Genomic DNA, 13,427 nt, shown 5'->3' on the forward strand with positions numbered 1-13,427 from the left:
GTCAGACGAGCGAACCATCGGTCCGCCGACGACGCATCAGCACGATCCCGCCCAGCGCGGCAGCGCCGAGCAGGCCCGCCCCACCAGTGGCCAGACCCCGGTCGGTGCCGGTGCTGACGCCGCCGTCACCGCCGTCGACACCGCCGTGCGGCAGCACGACCAGCTCGCCCTCGCCGCAGGAGCCCTTGAGCTCGTAGCGACCCGGCTTGGCGTCCTTGTCGACAGTGGCTTCGCCGTAGTAGACGAACTCGCGCTCCTTCTTCCAGTCACGCTCGTCCGAGCCGCGCTCGTCCTTGCCGTAACCGCCGCGCTCGTCCGAGCCGTACTCGGAGCCGTGCTCGTCCTTGGACTCCCAGCCCTTGTCCGAGCCGTACTCGGAGCCGTGCTCGTCCTTGGACTCCCAGCCCTTGTCCGAGCCGTACTCGGAGCCGTGCTCGTCCTTGGACTCCCAGCCCTTGTCCGAGCCGTATTCCGAGCCGTGCTCGTCCTTGGACTCCCAGCCCTTGTCCGAGCCGTATTCCGAGCCGTGCTCGTCCTTGGACTCCCAGCCCTTGTCCGAGCCGTACTCGGAGCCGTGCTCGTCCTTGGACTCCCAGCCCTTGTCCGAGCCGTACTCGGAGCCGTGCTCGTCCTTCGACTCCCAGTCCTTCTTGTCACGGCTGTCTTCGGCGTCCTGGCCGTGCTCCTCGCCCTTCCAGTCCTTGCCGTTCTCGTCGCCGTAAGCGTCGGCGGCAGCGCCGGCACCCTGGCCGCCCTTGTCGTCCTTGCCCTTGTCGTCCTTGCCGTTCTCGTCCTTGCCGTTCTCGTCCTTGCCGTTCTCGTCCTTGCCCTCGTGGTCCTTGCCCTTGTCGTCCTTGCCGTGTTCGTCCTTGCCGTTCTCGTCCTTGCCCTCGTGGTCCTTGCCGTTCTCGTCCTTGCCGTGTTCGTCCTTGCCCTTGTCGTGGTCGGAGGAGTTCTCCCCCTCGCGCCAGTCGCGGTCCTCACCCCGGTCCTCACGCGCCGGCTTGAGCTTGACCTTGCCGGTGACCTTGGACCACACGTACGCGTGCTCCTGGCGATCCGGGCAGATCTCGAGGAGCTTGACCTCGTCGCCGGCCTTCACGACGTGCGGCTTGGCGTAGACCTTGCCATCGTCGTGGCCGTCGGCGAACGCGATCCCCGGTGCGAACACCAGGAGCGACGCGCCGCCGAGCGCGGCGCCCGCAACGACCTTCCCGAGCATCTTCTTAGCCATGACCTGCGTCACTCCATCCCTGTTGTCCTGAGCCCGGCGACAACCGAGCTAAGACCGACGTTAGACGGTTTCATGACTTATGAAGTGAAAGATTCGCGTTTTGACCTTTGTTCCGGTAAGAGGTGAAGGAGTGGTACGCGGCTTTCGGCGCGCTGAGTGTGGTGTCAGGCGGGCCGTGACCCGGTAGGCGCGCTCGCGGCGTTCGGAGCACGTCGTGCTCGCCCCGCCCAGTCATCCGGTACCGGCGGCTGCGGCCGCACCGTGCCGCTAAGGCGCGGTCGGGGGGTATCGTCCGGAACGGCTCCGGCGACGCATCGAGCCATTGCCATGGAAGCGCTCCCATGCAAGAATCGGCGAACGCGGTTCAGAGAGCCACACCGTGCAGGCAGGCAGTCGAGGGCACCCGTTCATCGGGCGACATGCCGCCGCCGATCGACCGGCCGCATCGGGTCGGGCACCACCACCATCGCCCGTCCGGGTCGGGCGCCCCCGAAGAATCCCGTTGGCGCCGACGGTCGTCCGTGCAGGACGCCCATCGGGCCGTCCCGCCGGGCCGTACCTGGGCCCGGTCTCGCCCAAGGAGATCAGTGGCATGAATGTGTGGAGAAGGCTAACCGGCCCACGCCGGGCCCTCGCGCTCGCCGGCGCGGGTGCCCTGGTCGCCGGTGGGCTCGTAACGATTCCGGTCACCGCGGCGCAGGCCGCGACGCAGTGCGATATCGCGTACACGAGCAACGACTGGCAGGGCGGCTTCACCGCGAACATCACCATCAAGAACGTCGGTGACCCGCTGAACGGCTGGACGCTGGGCTGGACCTTCCCCAACTCCAGCCAGCGGGTGCAGCAGGGCTGGTCGGCCACGTTCACCCAGTCCGGCAGCCAGGTCACCGCCCGGAGCCTGTCCTACAACGGCACCCTGGCCACCGGCGCGTCGACGAGCATCGGCTTCAACGGCGCGTGGAGCGGCAGCAACCCGAAGCCGACCTCGTTCACCCTGAACGGCGTGGTCTGCAACGGTGGCACCACCCCGCCGACCACGCCCCCGCCGACCGACCCGCCGCCCACTGACCCGCCGCCGACCGACCCGCCGCCCACCACCAACCCGCCACCCGGCACCAAGGTCGACAACCCCTACGTCGGGGTGCGCGGTTACGTGAACCCGGAGTGGAAGGCCAAGGCGGACGCCGAGCCCGGCGGAAGCCGGGTCTCCAACAACCCCACCGCCGTCTGGCTGGACCGGATCGCCGCGATCAACGGCACGCCGGACAGCAGCTCCAACGGTGCCTTCGGGGTGAAGGACCACCTGGACGAGGCGCTGCGCCAGGGCGCCGGCTACATCCAGTTCGTGATCTACAACCTGCCCGGCCGGGACTGCTCCGCGCTCGCCTCCAACGGTGAGCTGGGCCCGGACGAGCTGCCCAAGTACAAGGCCCAGTACATCGACCCGATCGCCGCGATCCAGGGCGACTCGAAGTACAGCAGCCTGCGGATCATCAACATCATCGAGATCGACTCGCTGCCGAACCTGGTGACCAACACCTCCGGCCAGCCTGGCGGCACGGTCATGTGTGACACGGTCAAGGCCAACGGTGCCTACGTCAACGGTGTCGGCTACGCCCTCGCCAAGCTGGGCTCGATCGGCAACGTTTACAACTACATCGACGCCGGTCACCACGGCTGGCTCGGCTGGGACTCCAACTTCGGCCCGAGCGCCGAGATCCTGAAGACCGCCGCGGTCGCCTCCGGCAGCACGGTCAACAACGTGCACGGGTTCATCACGAACACCGCGAACTACTCGGCGCTGCAGGAGCCGTACTTCAAGGTCACCGACAACGTGAACGGCCAGACGGTGCGGCAGTCCAAGTGGGTCGACTGGAACTTCTACGTCGACGAGCTGTCGTTCGCCCAGGCGTTCCGGACCAAGCTGGTCTCGCTGGGCTTCAACTCGAACATCGGCATGCTGATCGACACCTCCCGCAACGGATGGGGTGGCTCCGCGCGGCCCACCGGACCGGGTGCCATGACGAGCGTCGACACCTACGTCAACGGTGGCCGGGTCGACCGACGCCTGCACCTCGGCAACTGGTGCAACCAGGCCGGTGCCGGTCTTGGTGAGCGGCCGCGGGCCAACCCGGCGACGGGGATCGACGCCTACGTCTGGGTGAAGCCGCCGGGTGAGTCGGACGGCTCCAGCAAGGAGATCCCGAACAACGAGGGCAAGGGCTTCGACCGGATGTGCGACCCGACGTACGGCGGCAACGCCCGCAACGGCAACAACCCGTCCGGGGCGCTGGGCGACGCGCCGATCTCCGGTGCGTGGTTCTCCGCCCAGTTCCAGGAGCTCATGCGCAACGCCTACCCGGCGCTCTGATCGGGTAGCTCACGCACCAACCCGCTGCCAGTGGTTGGTGAGGCACTGTTGGCAGCAGGTTCCCCCCGGGTCCCCGGCCCGACCGTCACAGGTCGGGTCGGGGACCCCCCCTCGCCCCGGTCAGGGCACCGTGCGTTCGATCGCCGCCCGACCCTGCTCAGCCAGGTCACGGCGGGCCCTGTCCAGGTTCTCCGGCGTCAGGTCCTGGCCGCGGGCCATCACCAGGTCCTCCGGCTCCCACTGCTGTTCGCCGCCGGTGCGGATGTTGTCCCCGCCAGCGCCGGTGCCCGTCCCGGTCGCCCCGGTGCCGGCAGCGTACGGATCGCCGATCAGATCGTCGGTGTCCGGTGCCAGATCGTCTGGTCGGTTGCGGGGTTCGGCGAAGCTCGGCGTGTCCCGGTCGGGGCCACCTCCGGTCCGCAGTTGCGGCACGGTGGCGTCATCATCCACCGCCGAGGCCACCTCGGGGCTGTCCTCCAACGGCGGTTGGCGATCGCGATCGGTCATCGTGCTGCCTCCTGTGTCCGACACGGTGCCTGATTTCCTCACGTACCCCTTCGTGTCGCGCTCATGCCGGGCAGCCCGGCCGTCAGGCGCCGGGCTGGTGCTCGGTGGGGGCGGCGGGTCAGGCCTCGGGCTGGTGCTCGTTGGGGGTCGGCGGCTCCGCCGGGCGCAGCCACTGCCAGAGCAGCATGAGCAGGCCGAAGACGAGCATCGCCAGCCCGGCCCACAGGTTGATCCGGACGCCCTCTGCCTTGTCGATCTCGGCCCGGCTGTCGAAGATGCCGATCAGCGTCACGATGATCCCGTACGCGACGAAGAGACCACCGATCACCCGGCGGATGTCGAACAGCCGGGCCGCGGCGGAGCGCCGCTGCTCCTCCTGCGTCTCGTCGATCAGCGGGTCCTGTGCCGGCTGGCCGTCGTTGCTCATCTGCCGACCCCTTTCCTCAGAAGACCGGGATGTAGAAGAGGGCGGCCAGCGCGACCGCGATCAGACCGAGCAGCACCGGGGAGCGGTACCAGACGGCGTCCCCGGCGAGCACGTCGCCCTTCAGGTCGACGCCGCCCATGCCGTACACCAGCCCGCGCAGTTCCTCGTCGCGCTTGGGCGAGGTGAGCGGGGTGATGATCGCCGCGACCACCACCGCGGTGACGAACGCCAGACCGGCGCCCCAGAAGCTCTCCTCCAGGTCGGAGTTGAAATCGACCACACCGCCCTTGTAGAGCAGGTAGAGGCTCAGCGACACCAGGGTGCCCAGCAGCAGTGACCAGAAGCCGGCCAGGGCGGTCATCCGCTTCCAGAACATGCCGATGATGAAGGTGGCGAACAGCGGCGCGTTGAAGACGGAGAAGAGCGCCTGGATGTAGTTCATGATGTTGCTGAAACCGGCCGCGATGAACGCGGTGCCGATCCCGATCACCACGGCGGCGACCGTCGCCCACCGGCCGACCCGCAGGTAGTACTCGTCCGAGCGGTCCCGGCGGATGTACGCCTGCCAGATGTCGTAGGTGAAGACGGTGTTGAAGCCGCTCACGTTGGCCGCCATGCCCGCCATGAACGAGGCGAGCAGGCCGGTGACCGCCACCCCGAGCACGCCGTTGGGGAGCAGGTCGCGCATCAGCAGCGGGATGGCGTTGTTGTACTGGAGGTCGCCGCTCTCCGCGCCGAGGCCCTTCACGGTGACCAGGGCCACCAGGCCGGGGATGACCGTGACCAGGGGAATGAACAGCTTCGGGTATGCGGCGATGATCGGCGTACGCCGGGCGGCGCTCATGTTCTTCGCCGAAAGGGCACGCTGCACCTCGGCGAAGTTCGTCGTCCAGTAGCCGAACGAGAGCACGAAGCCGAGGCCGAAGACGATGCCGATCCAGTGCGCGCCGAGCGGGTTGGCCGTGCTGCCGGTGTCCTGCCACGCGTGCAGGCCCGCCTCTCCGAGTTTGGTGTCGGCGACCGCGTCCATGAGGCCGTTCCACCCGCCGACCTTGACCAGGCCGATCACCGTGACCGGAATGAGGCCGGCGAGGATGACGAAGAACTGGAGCACCTCGTTGTAGATCGCCCCGGACAGGCCGCCGATGGTGATGTACGCCAGGACGATCGCCGCCCCGACCACGATCGCCGTCCAGAGCGGCCAGCCGAGCAGCGCCTGCATGACGAGGGCCAGCGCGTAGAGGTTCACGCCGGCGATCAGCACCTGGGCGACGGCGAAGCTGAGCGCGTTGAGCAGGTGGGTGGGGCGGTTGAATCGCAGCCGCAGGTATTCCGGGACGCTGCGGACCTTGGAGCCGTAGTAGAAGGGCATCATCACGATGCCCAGGAAGACCATCGCCGGGACCGCGCCGATCCAGTAGTAGTGGACCGTCATAACGCCGTACTGGGCCCCGTTCGCGGCCATTCCGATGATCTCCAACGCGCCCAGGTTCGCCGAGACGAAGGCGAGACCGGTCACCCAGGCCGGCAGGGAGCGGCCGGAGAGGAAGAAGTCGACGCTGGTCCGGATGGCCCGTCGGGCGGCGAAGCCGACCCCGAGGACGGTGACGAAGTACAGCGCCAGAATCAGGTAGTCCAGGCCGTTCATGTTGAGCCGGAGACCGTCGCCGTCCATCCCGCCACCCCTCGTCCCGACGTCCGCGCTGGTTGCCGCGCGCCCTATTACCCCGCCTGCGCGGTTTCACGCCTGGAGGTGGGAACCGTCCTGTTCCACCCCGGTCGGGCGGTCTGGGGGCGCCCGGGCGCCGACCAGCGCGCGCAAGAGGGCGCCCCGGCCGTCAGGGCCGGGGCGCCGCCTGTCTGCGGGGTGGGTCAGCGACCGAGGACGCGGTCCAGGAAGTCCCGGTAGTTGCGGACCGCCATGCGCAGCTGCTCGGTGTCGGCCGAGCCGGCGTCCTGCCACCCGCCCAGCGTGGTCTTCTGCGCGGCCAGTGCCGAGGAGAGGGCCTGGATGGCCTCCTCCACCAGCGACTGCGCCTCGCCGGCAGCCGCCTTCGGGTCGTCGACGAAACGCAGCTGCACGTCCCGCCAACGGTCCCGGAAGCTCTGCGCGGTGTCCGGTTCGAGGAGCGTGGCCGGCCCGGCCGCGACAGTCGACCCGGCGGGTCGGGATGTTCCGGCGGCCGCCAGCGTGGGGCTGGTGTCGTCGCCGGGGACCGGTTCGCCGTCCGCGTCCGGGTCGACCATCTCCGGTGTGGCGCTGCCGTAGCCGGCCGCGCCCGCCGCGGCGGCCTCCCGATCGCCGGTCAGATCGCCGCGTCGCTCGGGGTCGCCGTTCGTGCTCCCCGGCGGGACGACGGTCCGCGCTGACGTGTCCGCGTCGGCGCGGTCGTCGACGTCGCTGCGGTTGTCGACGTCGGTGCTGTCGACGTCGACGTCCGAGTCGCGGCGGTGCAGCTCGGCGGTCGGGTCGGCGCGCAGACCCTCCCGCTCGCCATCCTCGGCGCCGTCGCCCGGCTGGGCGGTCCGCTCGGCCCGGGGGTCCGGCTGGTCCTGCGGGCGCGGGCTGGCCAGCGCGGAGGCGGCCACCGCGTCGGCGACAGTGGTGGCGCCGAACGTGGTCGGCAGCGGCCCCGGCTCGTGGAAACCGCCCTCGTCGGTGGACCGGTCGTCGCGTCGGTGGCGTGGGTCGGAGTCGTCGGTCAGCTCGTCGTCGGCCGGGTCGTACGCGCCATCCCGGTCGGTGTCGTCGGCCCGGTCGGTGTCGTCGGCCCGGTCGGTGTCGTCGGCCCGGTCGGTGTCGTCGGTCCGGTCGTGGACGGTGCTTTGGTCGTCGAAGGTGCCCCGGTCGTCGAGGGCGTCCTCAGGGACGTCGGAGCGGCCGGACCGGTCGCCGGCCGGGGGTACCGGCACGGGCGCGGACCGCACGGCCTCCGGGTGGTCGTTGCTCACCTGCTGCTCTTCCTGGCGCATCGGTGGCCTCCTCAGCGGCTCGTGGTGTCGTGGTCCGGGTGGTGGCGCTGCTCGGGCGTCTGCTGGCCGACCGGCTCCTCGCCCAGCAGGTCGGCGAAGAGTGCGCGGTAGTGCACAACCGCCTGCCGCAGCTCCTCGGTGTTGGCCTCGCCCCGGGAGTTGCGCAGGTGGATCTCGTGCGCGTCCCGGTAGTTGGTGAGGGTGCGGGCGTGCTCGACGGAGAGGTGGGCGATCTGGTCGGAGAAGTCACCGGTCGGGTAGCCCTGCTCCTCGATGAGCCGGGTGACCAGTTCGTCCGCGTCGCCCACGGTCTCGCCGGGGGAGTCGATGAAGCGGACCTGAAGTTCCTCCCAGGCGGCGGCGTACCGGGCCCGGGACTCCGGGGTGAGTGGGGTGAGCGTGAGCTCGGCATGCCGGCGTTCCCGGTCGCGCAGTTCGCGCTCGGCGGCGGACCGGCTGTCCTGCTCCGCCACCACCCGGTCGTACTCCGGGCCGAACCGGTTGCGGAGCGCGCGACGGTTGGTGAGCGAGCGGGCGGCCACGGCCAGCACCGCGACGATCACCAGCACGACGAGCACGATGACGACTATCTGCGTGGACGACATGGGCTCCTCCTTCGTCATCTGGTATTCCCTCCGCGCAGTGATCGCCAATCCCGATCCGAGACACTTTCCTGACGAGGCTCCAACTGCCCCACCTGCCAGAATCTGACTCGTTCCAGAAAAGTGGGATTCGGACCACGCCCGCGCACATCCCGGAGCGTCGATGTCGGCGCGACAGGCGGTAGTGCAACAGCTCTCGATTACGTATCCTGCCCAAGGCGCCCGCGCCGGTGCCCGACGAACGGCCGGGCGCGCAGCCGGCCGGAGCGTTGCCCGGCGGTGCCGGCGCCCCTCCTGCCACCCTGTACGGGCGAGGTCTGATGAAAACCCGCGACTGGCCGATCCGCTCGAAGCTGACCGCGTTGGTCGTCGCGCCGGTGACCGCGCTCCTGGCGTTGTGGATCTTCGCGACCTCCCTGACCTTCGGTCCCGCCCTGAACCTGCTCTCCGCCCGCACCCTCCTGTACGACCTGGGTCGCCCCGGCGAGGCGGTGGTCACCGAGCTGCAACGGGAACGCCGGCTCTCGGTGGTGCAGCTCGCCGGCGACGCCGAGCTGCCCGCCCTCGCCGAGCAGCGCGGGCGCACCGACCGGGCGGTCGCCGAGCTGCGCCGCCGGGTGGACGGCGAACCCCTGCGCGACGCCGCTGACGACCTGCTGGAAACCCGGATCGACCAGCTCATCACCGCCCTGGCAGCGCTGCCCAGCGGGCGGACGTTCATCGACGACCGCAAGGTGGACCGGGCCGGCGCGCTCAACCTGTACAGCGGCATGGTCTCCGCGGCCTTCCAGGCGTTCGCCGGCATGGCGACCCTGACCGACCCGGGAATCAACCGGCAGGCCCTGGCGCTCACCGCGCTGGGCCGCTCCCGGGAGCTGCTCGGCCAGAGCGACGCGCTGCTGGCCGGCGCGCTGACCGCCGGACGGTTCGCCGAGGGGGAGCACACCCAGCTCGTCCAGGCCATCGGCAACCAACGGTGGCTCACCGAGAGCGCCGTGGCCGACCTGCCCGAGAGCAGCCGGGTCGCGTACCAACGACTGACCGAGGGCGAGGCGTTCACCCGGCTGCGCGCCATGCAGGACGCGCTGGTCGTACCCAGCCGGTCCGGCCGACCGGCGGTCGACGCGGCGGCCTGGCAGGCCAGCCAGGACGCGGTGCAGCAGCAGCTGCGGGACTTCGAGCTGTCCGAGGCGGACGCCCTCACCGACCGTTCGGTGCCGATGGCGGTCCGCATCCTGGTGCGGCTGGCCGCCGCCGGGGTGCTCGGGCTCGTCGCCGTGGTCGTCTCGGTGCTGGTGGCGCTGCGGGTCGGCCGCACCCTGGTCCGGCGGCTCAGCGGCGTCCGCACCGCCGCGCTGGAGCTGGCCGAGCACCGGCTGCCCGACGTGGTGACCCGGCTGCGCCGTGGCGAGCAGGTCGACGTCGCCCGGGAGGCGCCGCCGCTGGAGTACGGCCACGACGAGATCGGCGAGGTCGGGCGCGCCTTCACCGAGGTGCAGCGCACCGCCGTGCAGGCCGCTGTGGACGAGGTCACCCTGCGGCGCGGGCTCAACGAGGTCTTCCTCAACATCGCCCGACGCAGCCAGAGCCTGGTGCACCGTCAGCTGCACCTGCTGGACCGGATGGAGCGGCGCAGCGAGGACCCGGACGAGCTGGCCGAGTTGTTCCAGGTCGACCACCTGGCCACCCGGCTCCGCCGGCACGCCGAGGACCTGGTCATCCTCGCCGGCTCCGCCCCCGGCCGCGGTTGGCGCAACCCGGTCGCGATGGTCGACCTGATCCGTGGCGCGATCTCCGAGGTCGAGGCGTACGAACGGGTGGACATCACCAACGTGCAACCGGCCGGCGTGCTGGGGCGGGCCGTCGGCGATGTCATCCACCTCCTCGCCGAGCTGGTCGAGAACGCCACCGCCTTCTCTCCGCCGGACACCCGGGTCACCGTCACCGGGGCGCAGGTGGCCAACGGGTACGCCCTGGAGATCACCGACCAGGGGCTGGGCATGTCCGACACGGCGCTGGAGACCGCCAACACCCGGCTGGCCAGCTCGCCGGAGTTCGACCCGGCGCAGAGCGCCCGACTCGGCCTGTTCGTGGTGGCCCGGCTGGCGGCCCGGCACGGCGTACGGGTGCGGTTGCGGCCGTCGGGGGAGGGTGGCGTGACCGCCGTGGTGCTGCTCCCCGGCGACCTGATCACCACCGAACCGCCGGCCGGCCCCGACCCGGCCACGCTCGGCGCCGCGTCGGCCGACCCGGGCCGGCGACTGGTGCGGACGGCACGCCGGGGCGCGGTGACCCGACCCCGTACCCGCCCACCGACGGCCCCGACCGGCAGCACGGCCCCGCCGGCCCCGCCCGCCGGCGCGCCGACCTCGGTCACCGCGCCGGCCAGCACGCCCGACGAGGGGCCGGCGACCTCCGACGAGCCGGACGACGAGCTGGACGGGCTGCCCCGCCGGGTGCGCCGCCGGACCCCCGCCGCCCAACCCCGGTCGACAGTCGGCGACACGCCGTCACCCCGCTCGCCCGAGGAGGTCCGCCAGGTGATGGCGGCGCTGCAGGCCGGCACGGCGCGCGGCCGTGCCACCGCCGTCACCCCGACGGCACCGCCGTCAACGGGCCCGACGACGCCGACCGGCAGCGCGGTCCCGACGGCACCCACCGACCCGCCGACGAGCCCCGAACCACCGACCGCGACTGAGAGGGACGCCTAGTGCGGCATTCGACGAAGCAGAGCGCCGGCCTCGACTGGTTGCTCGACGAACTGGTGCAACGGGTACCGGCCGCCCGGGAGGCGGTGGTGCTCTCCGCCGACGGCCTGCTGCTCGGCTGCTCGGCCGAGTTGGAACGCTCCGACGCCGAGCACCTCTGTGCGCTCGCCGCCGGGTTCTCCAGCCTGGCCCGCGGCGCCAGCCGGCACGTGGACGGCGGCCCGGTGCGACAGACGGTGGTGGAGATGGAGGCCGCGTACCTCTTCGTCACCACCGCCGGGCAGGGCGCCTGCCTGGCCGTGGTGAGCGACGCCGACGCGGACATCGGGCTGGTCGCGTACGAGATGGCGATGCTGGTGATCCGGGTGGGGGAGAGCCTCGCCGCACCGGCCCGATCGGCAGCGGACGCCGGAGATGCGGACTGAGCCGCCCGGGCCGCAGCACGAGTGGCTGGACGGTGACGCCGGCCCGGTGATGCGCCCGTACACGCTCACCCGGGGCCGGGTACGCTCCGCCGTCGACAATTTCAACCTGGTCGCGTTCGTGGTGGCGGCGGACGTCGACCCGGCGGGTCAGGCGCACCTGCTGCCCGAGCATCGACGGCTCGTCGCGTTGGCCAGCCGGCCGGTGTCGGTGGCCGAACTGGCGGCCGAGTTGGACCTCGCTGTCGGCGTGGTCCGGGTACTGCTCGGTGATCTCCTCGCCGAAGGCCTGGTCGCGGTGCACGAGCCGCCGAAAGCCGGCATCCTTCCCGACGACGACATCCTCAAGGCGGTGGTCAGTGGACTCCGTGCGCTGTGACCAGGTGGGCACCAGCACCACCATCCCGCTGGCACTGAAGATCCTCATCGCGGGAGGCTTCGGGGCCGGCAAGACGACCTTGGTGAGCGCCCTGAGCGAGGTCCGTCCGTTGCAGACCGAGGAGGTGCTGACCGGGGCCGGGATCGGCACCGACGACATCTCCGGCGTGGAGGGCAAGTCCACCACCACGGTGGCGATGGACTTCGGCCGGATCACCATCAACGACGACCTGCAGGTCTACCTGTTCGGCACGCCGGGTCAGGACCGGTTCTGGTTCCTCTGGGACGAGCTGGCCTTCGGCGCGCTCGGCGCGGTGGTGCTCGCCGACACCCGGCGACTGGCCGACTGCTTCCCCTCCATCGACTACTTCGAGCAGCGCGGCATCCCGTTCGTGGTGGGCGTGAACTGTTTCGACGGCTCCCGCCGGTTCAACCTGGAGACCGTACGCCGAGCGCTCGACCTGGACCCGGAGGTGCCGATGGTGCTCTGCGACGCCCGGGACCGGCAGTCCGGGAAGATGGTGTTGATCTCTCTGGTGGAGCACGTGGCCCGGCAGCGCGGTGAGCCGGTGCCGGCCGCCTGAGAACCGGGCCGGAAAGCGGGTTAACGGGCGGGCAACGCGGGCACGCTCTGGTTGGATCAACGGAGGATGCCGGCGGAGGAGTGGTACGTGAGCGGTCAGGGTGAGGTCGTCCACATCGGCTGTTACACCGCGCAGAGCGGTGGACGGGGCAGCGGCATCGTCGCCGCACGTCGCGACCCGACGACCGGGGCGCTGACCCCGCTCGGCACGGTGGCGGTCACCCCGTCCCCGTCCTTCCTGGCGCGGCACCCCACCCAGCCGGTGCTCTACGCGGTCAACGAGCTGACCGACGGGGAGGTCAGCGCCTGGCAGGTCGGTGCGGACGGCGCGCTGGACCCGCTCGGCAGCCGGTCGACCGCCGGGGCCGAGCCCTGCCACCTGGCGGTGCTGCCCGGCGGCGATCACCTGCTGGCGGCCAACTACGGCAGCGGCAGCATCGCGGTCTTCCCACTCGACCCGCGGGGCGTGCCCGGCGACCGCACCGACCTGGTGGTGCACGAGGGCCACGGCCCCGACCCGGAGCGCCAGGACCACGCCCACGCCCACATGGTCTCGCCGGGACCGGGCCGGGGGCCGATCCTCGCCGTGGATCTCGGCACCGACTCCGTCTACCGGTACGACCTGGACGCGGCGACCGGACGACTGGTGCCGCGTGCGCCGCGGATGCGGACCGCGCCCGGAACCGGTCCCCGGCACCTGGCCCGGCACCCGGACGGACGGCGCTGCTACCTCGTCGGTGAGCTGGACGCCTCGGTCACCGCGTACGAGCTGACCGACGACGGCGCGTTGCACCAACGCGGGCGGGTCGAGGCGAGCGAGCGGGCCGGCCACGTCCAACCGTCGGAGGTCGCTGTCACCCCGGACGGCCGTTTCCTCCACGTCGCCAACCGTGGGGCGGGGACCGTGGCGGTCTTCACCCTGGCCGGGGACTTGCCCGAGCTGGTGGCCGAAGTGGACACCGGTGGCGAGTGGCCCCGGCACTTCGCCCTGATCGGGGAGCACCTCTACGTCGCCGACGAGCGGGCGGACATGGTGCGGGTGTTCCGGCGCGACGCCGAAACCGGCGTCCCGGAGGCGGTCGGCGAGCCGGTTCCGGTGCCGAGTCCGACGTGCGTTTTGCCCTGAACGATGGTTTAGAGACGTGAGCGCCGCACTCGTTTGGCAACGCCACGAGGCTGCTACGTCACTCTGTGTTGCAAAAGAGAGGTCAACTGTTTCTCC

General features: G+C 71.1%; 12 protein-coding genes. 6 read left to right on the forward strand and 6 right to left on the reverse strand.

The window, feature by feature from the left end; genetic code table 11:
- Position 1: 1 nt before the first annotated feature.
- Complete coding sequence (locus tag KBX26_RS18465) at positions 2-1,234, reverse strand: hypothetical protein (RefSeq protein ID WP_210865984.1); 1,233 nt, start codon at positions 1,232-1,234, stop codon at positions 2-4.
- A 592-nt stretch (positions 1,235-1,826) separates the two neighbouring features.
- On the opposite strand from KBX26_RS18465, the gene KBX26_RS18470 reads away from it, so the two are divergent.
- Entirely contained in the window at positions 1,827-3,605 is a 1,779-nt protein-coding gene (locus KBX26_RS18470; RefSeq protein WP_210865985.1) for a glycoside hydrolase family 6 protein, read from the forward strand.
- Positions 3,606-3,725: 120 nt separating this feature from the next.
- Here the strand turns inward: KBX26_RS18470 and KBX26_RS18475 are convergent, their stop codons facing one another.
- From KBX26_RS18475 to KBX26_RS18495, 5 genes are all read right to left on the reverse strand, one after another.
- Positions 3,726-4,112 (reverse strand): hypothetical protein, encoded by a 387-nt coding sequence (locus tag KBX26_RS18475; RefSeq protein ID WP_030333260.1) that lies wholly within the window; start codon positions 4,110-4,112, stop codon positions 3,726-3,728.
- 118 nt (positions 4,113-4,230) lie between these two features.
- Entirely contained in the window at positions 4,231-4,539 is a 309-nt protein-coding gene (locus tag KBX26_RS18480) for a hypothetical protein (RefSeq protein ID WP_210865986.1), read from the reverse strand.
- 16 nt (positions 4,540-4,555) lie between these two features.
- On the reverse strand, positions 4,556-6,214 hold the full coding sequence (locus KBX26_RS18485) for a sodium:solute symporter family protein (RefSeq protein WP_210862199.1): 1,659 nt from the start codon (positions 6,212-6,214) through the stop codon (positions 4,556-4,558).
- 197 nt (positions 6,215-6,411) lie between these two features.
- Complete coding sequence (locus KBX26_RS33245) at positions 6,412-7,512, reverse strand: hypothetical protein (protein WP_210865987.1); 1,101 nt, start codon at positions 7,510-7,512, stop codon at positions 6,412-6,414.
- 11 nt (positions 7,513-7,523) lie between these two features.
- Positions 7,524-8,117: a hypothetical protein gene (locus tag KBX26_RS18495; RefSeq protein WP_030333264.1), complete on the reverse strand. Its 594-nt coding sequence runs from the start codon at positions 8,115-8,117 to the stop codon at positions 7,524-7,526.
- Positions 8,118-8,434: 317 nt separating this feature from the next.
- Here KBX26_RS18495 and KBX26_RS18500 point away from each other — a divergent pair, with 317 nt between their 5' ends.
- From KBX26_RS18500 to KBX26_RS18520, 5 genes are all read left to right on the forward strand, one after another.
- Complete coding sequence (locus KBX26_RS18500) at positions 8,435-10,825, forward strand: nitrate- and nitrite sensing domain-containing protein (RefSeq protein WP_210865988.1); 2,391 nt, start codon at positions 8,435-8,437, stop codon at positions 10,823-10,825.
- Complete coding sequence (locus KBX26_RS18505) at positions 10,825-11,247, forward strand: roadblock/LC7 domain-containing protein (RefSeq protein WP_030333266.1); 423 nt, start codon at positions 10,825-10,827, stop codon at positions 11,245-11,247. The genes KBX26_RS18500 and KBX26_RS18505 overlap by 1 nt, the downstream gene beginning before the upstream one ends.
- Positions 11,237-11,623 carry a DUF742 domain-containing protein gene (locus KBX26_RS18510; protein WP_210862248.1) on the forward strand — a complete coding sequence of 129 codons (387 nt, stop codon included), beginning with the start codon at positions 11,237-11,239 and terminating at the stop codon, positions 11,621-11,623. The genes KBX26_RS18505 and KBX26_RS18510 overlap by 11 nt, the downstream gene beginning before the upstream one ends.
- Positions 11,604-12,206: an ATP/GTP-binding protein gene (locus KBX26_RS18515; protein ID WP_030333268.1), complete on the forward strand. Its 603-nt coding sequence runs from the start codon at positions 11,604-11,606 to the stop codon at positions 12,204-12,206. Before KBX26_RS18510 ends, KBX26_RS18515 begins: the two co-directional genes overlap by 20 nt.
- 87 nt (positions 12,207-12,293) lie before the next feature.
- The gene (locus tag KBX26_RS18520) at positions 12,294-13,331 is read left to right on the forward strand and encodes a lactonase family protein (RefSeq protein ID WP_210862249.1); all 1,038 of its coding nucleotides are present in this window, start codon (positions 12,294-12,296) and stop codon (positions 13,329-13,331) included.
- Positions 13,332-13,427 lie beyond the last annotated feature (96 nt).

It is taken from the genome of Micromonospora sp. C97 (assembly GCF_018070385.1).
GTDB classification, from domain to species: domain Bacteria; phylum Actinomycetota; class Actinomycetes; order Mycobacteriales; family Micromonosporaceae; genus Micromonospora; species Micromonospora parva.